Source organism: Enterobacter sp. MGH85 (assembly GCF_001037655.1).
Lineage (GTDB): Bacteria > Pseudomonadota > Gammaproteobacteria > Enterobacterales > Enterobacteriaceae > Enterobacter > Enterobacter intestinihominis.
Genome location: NZ_KQ089925.1, coordinates 3,008,511 through 3,023,834, shown reverse-complemented (window position 1 = coordinate 3,023,834; position 15,324 = coordinate 3,008,511). Strand labels below are relative to the sequence as shown.

Here is a 15,324-nt window from a genome sequence, read left to right as displayed (position 1 = left end):
CGATCAATTAAGACAAATACGCATGAAACTTGCAGCGATAGTAGCACTGCCAGCAAAAACACAGGTAAAGCAATCTGAAAAATAAAATCTGACTACTTACTCCGTGGACAACATTAAGCGTAACCGCCCACCGGCACCCCAAATTTGGCACTGCCAGGAGGTGCAGCGATGGCTAATTTGATTAAGGTAAGTATTACCCAACGTTCCCAACGGCACACCGTTACTCACCTGTATATGATGTTCGCCGGTATTCAGCGTGGCATTTAATCCAGCAGAGACCAGAATAAGGTTATTCAACCCGCTGTGATAATAGCCAACCAGAAGCGGGAACTGCCCCGGCAAATTGGCCTGGCGAAAAAGTTGGTTGACCTGTTTTAGTAAACTGCCTAACTCAGGAAGTCGTTGCCCCTGATGGGATAATTGTTCCTGTAGCAATCCATTAAACAGCGCACGGAGTAATAAGGCCGCCAGAACGCCGTTATCACCCGCTCGGGTAACATCCAGGCAATAAAAAGCGAGGTCGGAATCTGATAGCGGCGCAATATCCAGCACCAGTCCAGGCTGGTCAGCCGCTACCAGCTGGCGATAATTTACTCTGCAATGAGAGATATTTTGCTGCACCGGCGGCTGAAGTTCCTGAAGCAGCTTCGCGGCCGCGAGCGGATTACTGACTAAAGCATCCCAGTCCTGGAAAAGACGTTCTTCTTCTTCCACCCGGGAATTAAACATATTGGGATACAGGCAGGCCAACACCGTTTCACGCAGTCGGTTTAAATCTTTAACCGGTTTGAGCAGGATATCCTGCACACCCAAACGCAACGCCTTAGCAATATCCGCCATATTTTCGGTTGCCGAGATCACCAGTATCGGTGTCTGATAACCTTCGTTACGCAGATTTTCCACCAGCATTAATCCGTCCATGCGCGGCATCTCGAGATCGCAGATCATCAGATCAGGCGCCATGCTGGCCATTTTTTCCAGTGCCTCGACGCCATCTTCGGCAAGGGACGTGGTTGCACCCAGTGAGGATAACCACGAATCCAGTAGCGATCGGAAAACGGGCTCGTCTTCTACTATCAAAATATGTTTTCCGGCCAATGGCTGTGTCATGGTTCCTCCCCTGGCTGACAGTTACTCAATAGTGGCATGCTATTGGTACTATCGCCTGTCAGATTTTGCTGAAGTAATCAAAAAAGTGCTTAACGTGCTGTACGCACAAAAGGCAACAGTTCATCTATTTTCTTTTCGACGGCTAACGAGCCCGCTGCTATGGCGGCCTCAGCCCGGTGGAAATCAAGGGTAGAGATTTGTGGACAATAGGGCTGAATAAGAATATCCGGAGGATCGCCAGCCATACGGTTTCGCTTCAGGCGATTCTCAAGAATTTGAATGGAGGTCGTCATGATTTCAATGGCGTTCGGCGCGGTCACCGTGCGACGGGCAGTCAGGCGCCCTATTCTGCCGCGTAAACGCGCATGCCAGGCAAGTTTCTCTTCTTCCGCATCATCGCTCTGAAGATTAACCGGCATCAAATCCTGCTGCATAAGGTGAGCGTCGTGCTGTAAATCCACTGCTATGACGATATCTGCCCCCATGGCGCGCGTCAGAGAGATGGGGACAGGATTCACCACGCCACCATCAACGAGCCAGTAGCCATTATGAGGCACAGGCGCCATTAACCCAGGCATGCTACAGGATGCGCGAACGGCGAGATGAATATCCCCTTCGGTGAGCCATAACTCCCTGCCCGTACTGAGGTTGGTTGCAACGGCGCCGAAAGGCATTTGGCAGTGGCTGAAGTCAGCGAGGGGCATTATCTTACGAAACTGATTGAATACGCGTTCGCCGCGCAGCAGGCCGCCACGCTGCCAGGAGAGATCCATCAGGCGCAGTACATCCCAGTAACTAAAGGAGCGCACCCAGCTTTCAAGCTGCGGGAGCTTACCGCAGGCGTACGCGGATCCGACCAGCGACCCGATAGAACATCCTGCGACAATATCAACGTCAATCCCCATCTGGTTTAAGGTATTGATAACGCCAATATGTGACCAACCCCGGGCTGCACCTGAGCCCAACGCCAGTCCAATTTTTACCTTTCTCATTAGCCCTGTTTTACTTCCCCTGGATTCCCGACATAGCGTCAACGCACCTGCTCAGTTAACATATTGCTACCTTAAGCGTTTAACGCCTTATTTTTTGTTCCAGGAAGAGAATCGTGTCTCAACTCTGCCCCTGTGGTAGCGCTCTGGAGTATAGCCTATGTTGCCAGCGATATCTTTCTGGCGAGCAGGTTGCACCAGACCCGTCACACCTTATGCGCTCGCGGTATACTGCTTTTGTGATCAAAAACGCAGACTACCTGATTAAAACCTGGCATCCGTCCTGTGATGCTGCCGATTTTCGGCAAGAGATTGAAGCCGGATTTGCCAACACCGTCTGGCTGGGCCTTACCGTCTTTGATGCCGCTCCCGGCCGCGATGCCAACGAGGGCTATGTCAGTTTTGTCGCCCGCTTTAGCGAACAAAACAAACCCGGCGCCATCATTGAACGCTCACGGTTCTTAAACGACAGCGGGCAATGGTATTATATTGACGGCACACGTCCGCAATTCGGTCGTAACGATCCCTGCCCCTGTGGTTCAGGAAAAAAATTTAAAAAGTGTTGCGGCAGTAATGCCTGACAACTCAGATTTCGCAAATACATAAACAGGATTTCCCGGCGATGCAATCATTACAACGTAAAGTTCTGCGCACTATCTGTCCCGATCAAAAAGGACTGATCGCACGAATTACCAACATTTGCTACAAGCATGAACTGAATATCGTGCAGAACAACGAGTTCGTTGACCACCGTACCGGTCGCTTCTTTATGCGTACCGAGCTGGAAGGTATTTTCAACGACACAACCCTGCTTGCCGATCTGGACAGCGCCCTGCCGGAAGGCTCGGTGCGCGAGCTAAACCCGGCGGGTCGTCGCCGCATTGTCATTCTGGTCACCAAAGAGGCGCACTGCCTGGGCGATCTGCTGATGAAAGCCAACTACGGTGGCCTGGACGTCGAAATTGCCGCCGTCATTGGCAACCACGAGACGCTGCGTACGCTGGTTGAACGTTTCGACATTCCGTTTGAACTGGTCAGCCATGAAGGTCATACCCGCGAAGAGCACGACAACCTGATGGCTGCTGCGATTGAAGCGCATAACCCGGACTACGTGGTGCTGGCAAAATACATGCGCGTGCTGACGCCATCCTTCGTGGCGCGCTTCCCGAACAAAATTATCAACATCCACCACTCCTTCCTGCCAGCCTTTATTGGCGCGCGTCCGTACCACCAGGCGTACGAGCGTGGGGTGAAGATCATTGGCGCAACCGCGCACTACGTAAATGATAATCTGGACGAAGGCCCAATCATCATGCAGGACGTGATCCACGTGGATCACACCTACACGGCAGAAGATATGATGCGTGCTGGCCGTGACGTTGAGAAGAACGTACTGAGCCGTGCGCTTTATCAGGTACTTGCTCAGCGCGTCTTTGTGTACGGCAACAGAACGATTATTCTTTAATCCTTCGGAAAATGAATTGATTAGCTTTACGCCTTTACGGATAAAAAGCAGGCAAACAGCTTCATTTTCCTAAAGGAATGCTTTACAGGGGCGTCTCATTTGATATGATGCGCCCCGCTTCCAACAGGAAGCAGGCCAGTTAAAAGCATTACCCCGTGGTGGGGTTCCCGAGCGGCCAAAGGGAGCAGACTGTAAATCTGCCGTCATCGACTTCGAAGGTTCGAATCCTTCCCCCACCACCATCTCCAGCTTTACCTCAAAATATGAATTACCCCTGGTGGGGTTCCCGAGCGGCCAAAGGGAGCAGACTGTAAATCTGCCGTCATCGACTTCGAAGGTTCGAATCCTTCCCCCACCACCATCACTTCCAGATTCTTTAGCACTCTCCAAAAGCACAATGCCCCATGGTTCTCCCATGCGGGGAAAGATGAGAAGCTTCGACCAGGGTTCGATCCGAGCATAGTGAATTCCGTAGGCCGGGTAAGGCGCAGCCGCCACCCGGCATCCGCACGAAACCCTGGTTCCAGGACAAAAAAAACCCCGCAAATGCGGGGTTGTATCAATACAGCGAATCAGCGACGAGCACGCACGATCTGATATTTGCGCGTCAGGTACTCCACCGGCGCACTCCAGATGTGCACCAGGCGAGAGAACGGGAACAGCACAAACAGGGTCATACCCAGCACCAGGTGAACGCGGAAGATGAACGCCACGCCGTCCAGATGCTCAGAGGCACCACCGCGGAAGGTCACGACAGACTGCGCCCATCCCACCAGCTTCATCATCTCGCTGCCGTCCATATGCTGCACAGAGAATGGAATGGTCAGCAGACCCAGCGCACACTGCACCATCAGCAGGGAGAGGATCAGGATGTCCGCTCCGGTCGTGGTAGCCCGCACGCGTGGGCTGAACAGACGGCGTTTCAGCAGCAGCAGCCCACCCACCAGGGTCATCACGCCGCAAGCGCCACCGGCGAGCATCGCCATCTTCTGCTTCACTTCAATCGGCAGCCACGCTTCGTACATCCAGTGCGGCGTCAGCATCCCCAGGAAATGACCGGCGAAAATACCCAAAATCCCGATGTGGAACAGGTTTGACGCCAGGTTCATCCCTTTACGATCCAGCATCTGGCTGGAGGCAGCACGCCAGGTGTACTGGCCATAGTCATAACGCAGCCAGCTTCCCACCAGGAACACGGTGCCCGCGATATACGGGTAAATGTCAAAGAAGAACATATTCAGGAAGTGCATTAGTGCTGTCCTCCGTTAGAGATATTCAAATATTGCGGAGCCACCGCTCCGGCAAAACGACGCTGATGCGCGGAGATTTCAGATTCGCCACAGCTCTGGTCAGCAAAGAATTTCACCTGTTCTTCTTCCCAGACGGCATCCAGTGCTTGTGGGGTGTCGTCACGGGCTTCATCCGCAATTTTTTCCGCCACTTTTTGACTGTCAACCGAGGCGTTAGCCAGTTTCACCAGCAGATCGAACAGGACTGCATAATTGCTCTCACGTTGCTGGAGACGTGCGCCGAGCAACGCCAGAATGGGAGCGATGTCCTGCAACCCGCCCAGCGCTTCCTCTTTCGGCAGCTGCGCCAGATATTCCAGGTACAGAGGCAGGTGATCCGGCAGCTCGCGGCTGTCGAGTTGCAAACCGTGCTGCTCGTACTGGGCCATCAGATCCACCATCGCCTGACCACGGTCGCGGGATTCACCGTGAACGTGTTCGAACAGCAATAGAGACGTGGCACGACCACGGTCAAACAGCTGGCTGTAGTCCGCCTGCGCATCAAGAAGATCGCGCGCCAGCAGGTCGCGGAGGAAAATGCCCAGCGACTGGGCATCCTCTTTATCCAGGTTTTCAGATGACGCGAGTGCATCAAAGAGTTCCTGCTGATGCTGCACAAGCGCAGCATCAGGGTACTCGAGCAGACGCGAAACAATGACGAGTTCAATCATTGGTGCGGCTCCGTTTTGCTGGTCACATCCATCGCGTCGATGCGGCGGCTGTTGAACAGGTTGAATTTGCTGTCTGACCCGTGGCAACCGTCGCCAAAGGTAAAGCCACACCCACTTTTCTCCGGGAAGGCCTCGCGAGCCAGCTCGCGGTGACTGCTCGGCACCACGAAACGATCTTCGTAGTTAGCGATTGCCAGATAGCGGTACATCTCCTGCGCCTGCGCTTCGGTCAGGCCGACCTCTTCCAGCGCGCGGGTATCGTTAACGCCGTCAACGGTTTCCGCACGTTTGAAGTGACGCATCGCCAGCATACGTTTCAGCGCCAGCAGCACCGGCTGGGTATCCCCGGCCGTCAGCAGGTTGGCCAGATACTGAACCGGAATACGCAGGCTTTCCACGTCCGGCAGAATGCCGTTGCTGCCCAGTTCACCTGCGTCAGCCGCAGACTGAATCGGAGACAGCGGCGGCACGTACCAGACCATCGGCAACGTGCGGTATTCCGGGTGCAGCGGCAGCGCCAGCTTCCAGTCCATCGCCATTTTGTACACCGGGGACTGCTGTGCGGCGTCAATCACGCTCTGCGGAATACCGTCTTTCAGCGCCTGCTCGATCACCTTCGGATCGTTCGGATCGAGGAAGACGTCCAGCTGACGCTGATACAGATCTTTCTCGTTCTCGGTGCTTGCGGCATTTTCAATCGCATCCGCGTCGTACAGCAGCACGCCGAGGTAGCGGATACGCCCTACGCAGCTCTCAGAGCAGACGGTCGGCATACCGGCTTCGATGCGCGGATAGCAGAAGATGCACTTCTCTGACTTACCGCTCTTCCAGTTGAAGTAGATTTTTTTGTACGGGCAGCCGGTGATGCACATACGCCAGCCGCGGCACTTGTCCTGGTCGATCAGCACAATGCCATCTTCTTCACGCTTGTAGATGGCGCCGCTTGGGCAGGTCGCCACGCACGCCGGGTTAAGGCAGTGTTCGCACAGGCGCGGCAGATACATCATGAAAGTGTTTTCGAACTGGCCGTACATCGCCTTCTGCATGTTCTCGAAGTTCTGGTCTTTGGCGCGTTTTTCGAACTCGCCGCCCAGAATTTCCTCCCAGTTTGGACCGCTGGTAATTTTGTCCATGCGCTTACCGGTGATCAGCGAGCGAGGACGGGCGATCGGCTGGTGTTTGCTTTCCGGCGCGTTGTGCAGGTTCTGATAGTCGTAATCAAACGGCTCGTAGTAATCGTCGATGCCCGGCAGATGCGGGTTAGCAAAGATTTTACCGAGCAGCATCGCACGGTTACCCATGCGCGGTTGCAGTTTGCCGTTGATTTTACGGATCCAGCCACCCTTCCACTTCTCCTGGTTTTCCCAGTCGGTCGGGAAGCCGGTGCCCGGCTTACTTTCCACGTTGTTGAACCAGGCGTACTCCATACCTTCACGGCTGGTCCAGACGTTTTTACAGGTGACTGAGCAGGTATGACAGCCGATGCATTTATCCAGATTCAGCACCATGCCGACTTGTGAACGAATTTTCATTTTACGCTCTCCTGTACCTGGTCATTACCTTCGCCATCTAACCAGTTAATATTCTTCATCTTACGTACCACCACGAACTCATCGCGGTTTGATCCTACAGTGCCGTAGTAGTTAAAGCCGTAGGCCAGCTGGGCATAGCCGCCGATCATATGCGTCGGTTTCGGCGTAATACGGGTCACAGAGTTGTGAATACCGCCGCGCTGCTCGGTGATCTCTGAACCCGGCAGGTTAACGATACGTTCCTGCGCGTGGTACATCATGGTCATCCCGGCTGGTACACGCTGGCTCACCACCGCACGTGCCGTCAGGGCACCGTTGCTGTTGAACACTTCGATCCAGTCGTTATCTTCGATACCCAGATCTTTGGCGTCCGCTTCGCTCATCCAGACAATCGGCCCCCCGCGTGACAGCGTCAGCATCAGCAGGTTGTCGCTGTAGGTGGAGTGGATACCCCACTTCTGGTGCGGCGTCAGGAAGTTCAGCGCCTTCTCAGGGTTACCGTTTGATTTCGCCCCCATCACCGCTTTCACGGAGCGGGTATCGATTGGCGGACGGTAAACCAGCAGGCTTTCACCGAAGTCACGCATCCACTGGTGATCCTGATACAGAGACTGACGGCCAGAGAGCGTGCGCCATGGGATCAGCTCGTGAACGTTGGTGTATCCGGCGTTATAGGACACATGTTCATCTTCGAGGCCAGACCAGGTCGGGCTGGAGATAATCTTGCGCGGCTGAGCCTGAATATCGCGGAAGCGGATTTTCTCTTCTTCTTTATTCTTCGCCAGATGCGTATGGTCACGGCCGGTAAATTCACTCAGAGCCGCCCACGCTTTCACCGCCACGTGGCCATTGGTTTCCGGTGCCAGGGTCAGAATCATTTCCGCTGCATCAATTGCCGTGTTCAGCATTGGCTGGCCTTTGGCCGGGCCGTCTGCTTTGGTGTAATTGAGCTTGCGCAGCAGGTCCATTTCGCTCTGGGTGTTCCAGGCGATGCCTTTACCGCCGTTACCGATCTTCTCCATCAGCGGACCGATAGAGGTAAAGCGCTCGTACGTTGCCGGGTAATCACGTTCAACCGGAATAATGTGCGGCGCGGTCACACCCGGGATCAGATCGCATTCGCCTTTTTTCCAGTCCTTAACGTCAAACGGCTGCGCCAGTTCGGCAGCGGAGTCGTGCTGGATTGGCAGCGTCACCACGTCGGTCTCTTTGCCCAGGTGCCCTACACAGACTTCGGAGAATTTCTTCGCGATGTCTTTATAGATTTCCCAGTCGCTTTTTGATTCCCACGCCGGGTCAACGGCCGCAGACAGCGGATGAATAAACGGATGCATATCCGACGTATTCATGTCGTCTTTTTCGTACCAGGTGGCGGTAGGCAGCACGATATCGGAGTACAGGCAGGTACTGGACAGACGGAAGTCCAGCGTTACCACCAGATCCAGCTTGCCGTCCAGACCGTTGTCTTTCCACTCCACCTCTTCCGGCTTCACGCCGCCCTGCTTGCCGAGATCCTTACCCTGAATACCGTTTTCGGTACCGAGCAGGTATTTCAGCATGTACTCATGGCCTTTACCGGACGAACCCAGCAGGTTGGAGCGCCAGATGAACAGGTTACGCGGATGGTTTTTGCCGTTCTCAGGCTGTTCTGCCGCAAAACGGATTGAGCCATCCTTCAGCGATTTCACGGTGTAGTCCACCGGTGACATGCCCGCTTTCTTCGCCGCTTCCGCAATGCGAAGCGGGTTAGTGCCCAACTGCGGTGCAGACGGCAGCCAGCCCATGCGTTCAGCGCGCACGTTGAAGTCAATCAGATGGCCGCTGTAGCGGGATTTATCTGCCATCGGCGACAGCAGCTCCTGCGCGGTCACCGTCTCGTAGCGCCACTGGCTGGAGTGGTTATAGAAGTAGGAGGTGCTGTTCATGTGACGAGCCGGACGCTGCCAGTCAAGGGCAAACGCCAGCGGCTGCCAGCCGGTCTGCGGACGCAGTTTTTCCTGGCCCACGTAGTGCGCCCAGCCGCCGCCGCTCTGCCCGACGCAGCCACAGAAGATCAGCATGTTGATCAGGCCGCGATAGTTCATATCGAGGTGATACCAGTGGTTCAGACCGGCACCGACGATGATCATGGAGCGACCGTGAGTTTTGTCTGCGTTTTCCGCAAATTCGCGGGCGATACGGGTGATTTGGGCGCGTGGCACACCGGTGATCTGCTCCGCCCAGGCTGGTGTATAAGCCTTCACGTCATCATAGCTGGTCGCGCAGTTTTCGTCGTTCAGACCGCGCTCCAGGCCATAGTTCGCCATGGTCAGATCGTAGACCGTAGTGACCAGAGTGGTAGAACCGTCCGCCAGTTGCAGGCGCTTAACCGGCAGTTTGTGCATCAGAACGTTTTGCAGCTCAACCTTGTTGAAGTGCTCGGAACCTTCACCACCAAAGTACGGGAAGCCGACATCGGCGATTTCGTCCTGGCTGCCCAGCATGCTGAGGCGAAGTTCTGTCTCTTCACCCGTGGTGCCGTTACGCTGTTCCAGGTTCCATTTGCCTTTTTCTCCCCAGCGGAAGCCGATAGAACCGTTTGGCGCCACCAGCTCGCCGTTGCTGTTGCAGGCGACCGTTTTCCACTCCGGGTTGTTTTCCTGACCCAGCGCGTCCACAAGATCCGCAGCACGCAGCATACGGCCAGCGGCGTAATAGCCGTCACGCTCTTCAAGCATCACCAGCATTGGCATGTCGGTGTAGCGACGCACGTAATCGGTGAAATACTGGCTTGGCTTGTCGAGGTGGAATTCACGCAACATGACGTGGCCCATCGCCAGCGCCATGGCGGCATCAGTACCCTGTTTCGGTGCCAGCCACAGGTCGCACAGTTTGGCGATTTCGGCGTAGTCCGGGGTCACGGCAACGGTTTTGGTCCCTTTGTAACGTACTTCGGTAAAGAAGTGCGCATCAGGGGTACGGGTCTGCGGAACGTTAGAGCCCCAGGCGATGATGTAGCTGGAGTTGTACCAGTCAGCGGACTCCGGCACGTCGGTCTGTTCGCCCCAGGTCTGCGGCGACGCTGGCGGCAGGTCGCAGTACCAGTCGTAGAAGCTCAGACAGGTACCGCCGATAAGTGAAAGGTAGCGCGCGCCGGAGGCGTAAGAGACCATCGACATTGCCGGGATTGGCGAGAAGCCTGCCACGCGGTCAGGACCGTAAGTTTTCACGGTATAGACGTTGGAGGCCGCAATCAGCTCGTTCACCTCTTTCCAGGAAGAACGAACGAAACCACCGCGACCACGCGCCTGTTTGAAGCTTTTCGCTTTGTCGGCGTCCTCGATGATGGATGCCCATGCATCAACCGGATCGCTGTGCTGCACTTTCGCTTCACGCCACATTTTCATCAGGCGTTTACGCATCAGCGGGTATTTCAGACGGTTGGCGCTGTAGAGATACCAGGAGTAGCTGGCCCCACGCGGGCAGCCGCGCGGTTCATGGTTCGGCATATCCGGACGGGTACGCGGATAGTCGGTCTGCTGCATTTCCCAGGTCACCAGACCGTTTTTAACGAAAATCTTCCAGCTACATGAGCCAGTGCAGTTTACACCGTGGGTAGAACGGACAACTTTGTCATGCTGCCAGCGTTGACGGTAACCGTCTTCCCAGTCCCGGTTGGTATCCAGAACCTGGCCGTGCCCATCGGCAAAAGTTTCACCCTTCTGTTTGAAGTAGCGAAACCGGTCCAAAAATTTGCTCATCGGGTATCTCCTGTGTGGAGCCTGTGGCTCTCTAAATCGACATTGCTGATTTGCAGCGAAGGTAACGCTATGAAAGATGGTGAGAATTGATAACGATCAAGACGGAGGGGGGTCTCTGTGGGGGGGATTAGATCAAATACCACCAAAGCGGTAGCTGTTAATATTTTTTAACTTAATGATTTATATGGATATATTTTATTTATCGTACAATAAGTGGAGCAAAATTTAACATCTAAGGTATTAAGGGGTAGAGACACCTGTAAAGCGATGGCGATCACAGCGTTACCTGTGTGCGACTACGGGAAACGCTATTAGTATGTTGTAACTATTAAGCGATTAAAAAAAGCGCGGCACTCAGGCCGCGCAAACGGATAATCAAGCTTACTTGTTTTTCTTGGTATTACGGCCATATACCAGCCAGGTGATGACCACACAGGCGATATAGAAGACGAGGAATACCTTCATCGCACCCGCCGGAGAGCCGGTCAGATCCAGTGAGATACCGAACGCTTTTGGAATAAAGAAGCCGCCAATCGCGCCAATCGCAGAGATAAACCCAAGCGCCGCAGCGGTATCGGTGGCGGCTTCACGCATCGCCTGCTCGTCGCTCCCGCCCTGCGCTTTCACGCGGTCCATGGTCAGCTTGCGGAAGATGACAGAGATCATCTGGAAAGTAGACGCACTGCCCAGCCCGGCGGTCAGGAACAGCACCATGAAGACGCCGAAGAAGGCAAAGAAGTTACCTCCCTCACCACCCGCAGGCAGCGTCAGGAACAGCAGCGCACAGAAGATGGCCATCAATACAAAGTTCACCAGCGTAACGCGCGTTCCGCCCAGACGGTCGGAGATCATCCCGCCCAGCGAACGTGCCAGCGCGCCAATAAACGGACCGAAGAAGGCAAACTGAAGGATCTGTACGTCCGGGAACTGGGTTTTCGACAGCATGGCAAAGCCTGCGGAGAAACCGATGAACGAGCCGAAGGTCGCCAGATACAGCAGTGCCATTACCCACAGGTGGCCACGTTTCAGAACCGGCAGCTGCTCGCTCAGGGACGCTTTGGACGCGGACAGGTCGTTCATGAAGAACCATGCCGCCAGGGTAAAGACCACCAGGAACGGTACCCAAATCCAGGAGGCATTTTGCAGGAACAGCACTGAACCGTCGGGCTGCGTCACACCGCCGCCGCCAAACGCCGCAAAGATGGAGACCGAGATCGCCAGCGGAGCAATCAGCTGCATCACGCTCACGCCCATGTTACCCAGACCGCCGTTAATGCCCAGCGCACCACCCTGCTTCGCTTTCGGGAAGAAGAAGCTGATGTTTGCCATACTGGACGCAAAGTTCGCCCCCGCAAAGCCGCACAGCAGAGAGATAATCACGAACACGCTAAACGGTGTAGAGGTATCCTGCACCGCAAAACCGAGCCACACGCACGGCACGATCATGATCCCGGTACTGAAAGCCGTCCAGCGACGACCACCAAAGACCGGCACCATAAACGCGTAAGGAACGCGCAGCAGTGCGCCTGAAAGCGACGGCAACGCAGTCAACATAAACAGCTGATCGGTGGTAAAGGTAAAGCCCACTTTTGGCAGGTTAACCGCAACCGCACTGAACAACATCCAGACGCAAAACGCCAGTAACAGACATGGCACGGAAATCCACAGATTACGACTTGCTATACGGTGGCCGCGCTGTTGCCAGAACGCCGGATCCTCTGGACGCCAGTCTGTAATAACGGCACCAGTTTCCCTTTCGGGAGCGGAAGAGTGACTCATAGACACCTCTGATTCTCGAATGATGCTGCAAACATTAGGGCTTTAGGGCGGCGGTAAGTTGATATAAATCAAAGGAAAAGTGGGAGGTTTTGCGGCGAAAAAAAAGCCATCACTCTTAATGAGTAGATACAAAACGAAAAAAAGGTGTGGTTTTTCACGGTGCTGACGCATCCCTGCTTCGTCCACCCACTAACCGTTACCTCTCTGGCAATTTAGAGGTAATCCTTTATTGGTATGGGTATACTCCAGGGTATGCACCAGAATAGCGCCATTCCTGCAATCAGGTCACGTCAGGAGCCCGGCAACTCTATGTTAAAAAGATGTTTATCTCCGTTGACGCTGGTTAACCAGCTGGCGCTTATTGTTCTGCTGTCCACCGCTATCGGTGTGACCGGCATGGCTATTTCTGGCTGGCTGGTACAGGGTGTGCAGGGTAATGCGCATGCCATCAACGAGGCAGGCTCGCTACGTATGCAGAGTTACCGGCTGCTGGCGTCGGTGCCGCTGACGCAGGCTGACCAACCGCTTATCGACGAAATGGAGCGTACCGCATTCAGCCCTGAACTGGAAAGAGCCGCCATCCGTGACGGCCAGCAATCTCAGCTTAAGGCGCTTCAGGGCTACTGGCATACCCAGCTGGAGCCCGGGTTAAAGCGGGCGGAAGACCGGGAAACGGTCGCCCAGGATGTCGCCGGGTTTGTGTCACGCATCGATCATCTCGTCTCCTCGTTCGATCGCACCACAGAGTTACGCATTGACCGCGTGGTGATGGTTCACCGCGCAATGGCGCTGTTTATGGGTTTGCTGCTGATTTTCACGGTTATCTGGCTGCGCGCGCGGTTGCTTAACCCCTGGAAGCAACTCCTGGCGATGGCCCGCGCCGTCACACAGCGCGATTTTACCCAACGCACGCACATCAGCGGGCGCAACGAAATGGCGATGCTCGGCGAGGCGCTCAACACCATGTCGGCGGAGCTATCTGAAAGCTACGCGGTACTGGAAAAACGCGTCCAGGAGAAAACCGCCGGGCTTGAGCAGAAAAACGAGATCCTCTCTTTCCTCTGGCAGGCGAACCGTCGCCTGCATATGCAGGTACCGCTTTGCGAGCGTCTCTCGCCGGTACTGAACGGCCTGCAAAACCTGACTCTGCTCCACGATCTTGAGCTACGGGTTTATGACGTTGAAGATGAGGAAAACCATCAGGAATTTACCTGTCAGTCGGACGTCTCCTGCGACGATAAAGGGTGTCATCTGTGCCCGCGCGGCTTGCCGCCGCTTACCACCAGCGGCACGACCCTCAAGTGGCGGCTGATGGACAGCCATACCCAGTACGGTATTTTGCTGGCCACCCTGCCCGCCGGACGTCACCTGAGCCACGACCAGCAGCAGCTGGTCGATACTCTTGTAGAGCAGCTCACGGCCACGCTGGCGCTCGACCGTCACCAGGAAAAACAGCAGCAGCTGATCGTGATGGAGGAGCGCGCCACCATCGCTCGCGAGCTGCACGACTCCATCGCCCAGTCCCTCTCCTGCATGAAGATGCAGGTGAGTTGCCTGCAAATGCAGGACGAAGGCATGCCCGAGAGCAGCAAACAGCTGCTCAGCCAGATCCGCAACGAGCTTAACACCTCGTGGATTCAGCTTCGCGAGCTGCTGACCACCTTCCGTTTACAGCTCACCGAGCCGGGGCTACGCCCTGCGCTGGAGTCCAGCTGTCAGGAATTTAGTGCCAGGCTGGGCTTCCCGGTGAAGCTGGATTACCAGTTGCCACCGCGTTTTGTCCCCTCTCACCAGGCGATCCATTTGCTGCAAATTGCCCGTGAAGCCCTGAGCAACGTGCTCAAGCATGCCGAGGCGACGGCCGTCACGGTCACCGTCAGCTGCCAGGATAATCAGGTGAAGCTCAGGGTTCAGGATAACGGCCGCGGCGTGCCGGAAAATGCCGAACGAACGAACCATTATGGTTTAATCATCATGCGAGACCGCGCGCAAAGCCTGCGCGGTGATTGCCAGGTTCGCCGGGGAGAGTCAGGTGGCACCGAAGTCGTGGTCACCTTTATACCCGAAAAGCCCCTCATAACTGCTCAAGGAGAAAACCATGACTAATCAGGAACCGGCATCTATCCTGTTGATTGACGATCATCCGATGCTGCGCACTGGCGTTAAACAGCTTGTCAGCATGGCGCCCGATATCACCGTCGTCGGGGAAGCCAGCAACGGCGAACAGGGTATTGAACTTGCCGAATCGCTCGATCCTGATTTGATCTTGCTCGATCTCAACATGCCGGGCATGAATGGCCTGGAAACCCTCGACAAGCTGCGGGAGAAATCCCTCTCTGGCCGGGTGGTGGTCTTCAGCGTCTCAAACCATGAAGAAGACGTGGTCACCGCCCTCAAGCGGGGGGCAGACGGCTATCTGCTGAAAGATATGGAGCCGGAAGATCTGCTCAAGGCGCTGCAACAGGCTGCCGCAGGCGAGATGGTGCTGAGTGAAGCGTTAACGCCGGTACTGGCCGCCAGCCTGCGTGCGAACCGCGCCACGTCTGACCGTGACGTCAGCCAGTTGACCCCGCGCGAGCGCGACATTCTGAAGCTGATTGCTCAGGGTCTGCCGAACAAAATGATCGCCCGCCGTCTGGACATCACCGAGAGCACGGTCAAAGTGCATGTCAAACACATGCTGAAGAAAATGAAGTTAAAATCCCGCGTCGAAGCCGCCGTCTGGGTGCATCAGGAGCGCATTTTTTAA

The 15,324-nt window shown here is 55.3% G+C and carries 11 protein-coding genes and 2 tRNA genes; 6 read left to right on the top strand and 7 right to left on the bottom strand.

Annotated features, from left to right (window positions below):
* Positions 1 to 96 precede the first annotated feature (96 nt).
* Together rssB and rssA are read right to left on the bottom strand one after the other, a co-directional pair.
* On the bottom strand, positions 97 to 1,110 hold the full coding sequence (rssB, locus tag SK51_RS14215) for a two-component system response regulator RssB (protein WP_003856721.1): 1,014 nt from the start codon (positions 1,108 to 1,110) through the stop codon (positions 97 to 99).
* Positions 1,111 to 1,199: 89 nt separating this feature from the next.
* A complete protein-coding gene (rssA, locus tag SK51_RS14210; RefSeq protein ID WP_022648357.1) occupies positions 1,200 to 2,102 on the bottom strand; it encodes a patatin-like phospholipase RssA in 903 nt (300 codons plus the stop codon).
* Positions 2,103 to 2,215: 113 nt separating this feature from the next.
* Between rssA and SK51_RS14205 the strand changes: the two genes are divergently transcribed.
* The 4 genes from SK51_RS14205 (at position 2,216) to SK51_RS14190 (ending at position 3,925) form a co-directional block, all read left to right on the top strand.
* Positions 2,216 to 2,680, top strand: a complete 465-nt coding sequence (locus SK51_RS14205) for a YchJ family protein (protein ID WP_023306420.1) — start codon at positions 2,216 to 2,218, stop codon at positions 2,678 to 2,680.
* Between the two features lie 41 nt (positions 2,681 to 2,721).
* On the top strand, positions 2,722 to 3,564 hold the full coding sequence (purU, locus tag SK51_RS14200; protein ID WP_003856715.1) for a formyltetrahydrofolate deformylase: 843 nt from the start codon (positions 2,722 to 2,724) through the stop codon (positions 3,562 to 3,564).
* Positions 3,565 to 3,721: 157 nt separating this feature from the next.
* A tRNA-Tyr gene (locus SK51_RS14195) sits at positions 3,722 to 3,806 on the top strand.
* A 34-nt stretch (positions 3,807 to 3,840) separates the two neighbouring features.
* Positions 3,841 to 3,925: transfer RNA gene (locus tag SK51_RS14190), tRNA-Tyr, on the top strand.
* Positions 3,926 to 4,136: 211 nt separating this feature from the next.
* Here the strand turns inward: SK51_RS14190 and narI are convergent.
* From narI to SK51_RS14165, 5 genes are all read right to left on the bottom strand, one after another.
* Positions 4,137 to 4,814 (bottom strand): respiratory nitrate reductase subunit gamma, encoded by a 678-nt coding sequence (narI, locus tag SK51_RS14185; RefSeq protein ID WP_023306421.1) that lies wholly within the window; start codon positions 4,812 to 4,814, stop codon positions 4,137 to 4,139.
* Positions 4,814 to 5,524, bottom strand: coding sequence for a nitrate reductase molybdenum cofactor assembly chaperone (gene narJ / locus SK51_RS14180; protein ID WP_023306422.1), 711 nt, complete (start codon positions 5,522 to 5,524; stop codon positions 4,814 to 4,816). The genes narI and narJ overlap by 1 nt, the downstream gene beginning before the upstream one ends.
* Positions 5,521 to 7,056 (bottom strand): nitrate reductase subunit beta, encoded by a 1,536-nt coding sequence (gene narH / locus SK51_RS14175; RefSeq protein ID WP_032624103.1) that lies wholly within the window; start codon positions 7,054 to 7,056, stop codon positions 5,521 to 5,523. Before narH ends, narJ begins: the two co-directional genes overlap by 4 nt.
* Positions 7,053 to 10,796, bottom strand: a complete 3,744-nt coding sequence (locus tag SK51_RS14170) for a nitrate reductase subunit alpha (RefSeq protein WP_048206776.1) — start codon at positions 10,794 to 10,796, stop codon at positions 7,053 to 7,055. Before SK51_RS14170 ends, narH begins: the two co-directional genes overlap by 4 nt.
* A gap of 381 nt (positions 10,797 to 11,177) precedes the next feature.
* Positions 11,178 to 12,575 (bottom strand): NarK family nitrate/nitrite MFS transporter, encoded by a 1,398-nt coding sequence (locus tag SK51_RS14165; RefSeq protein WP_022648363.1) that lies wholly within the window; start codon positions 12,573 to 12,575, stop codon positions 11,178 to 11,180.
* A 309-nt stretch (positions 12,576 to 12,884) separates the two neighbouring features.
* On the opposite strand from SK51_RS14165, the gene narX reads away from it, so the two are divergent.
* A complete protein-coding gene (gene narX, locus SK51_RS14160) occupies positions 12,885 to 14,681 on the top strand; it encodes a nitrate/nitrite two-component system sensor histidine kinase NarX (protein WP_023300282.1) in 1,797 nt (598 codons plus the stop codon).
* The gene (gene narL, locus SK51_RS14155; protein WP_003856701.1) at positions 14,674 to 15,324 is read left to right on the top strand and encodes a two-component system response regulator NarL; all 651 of its coding nucleotides are present in this window, start codon (positions 14,674 to 14,676) and stop codon (positions 15,322 to 15,324) included. Before narX ends, narL begins: the two co-directional genes overlap by 8 nt.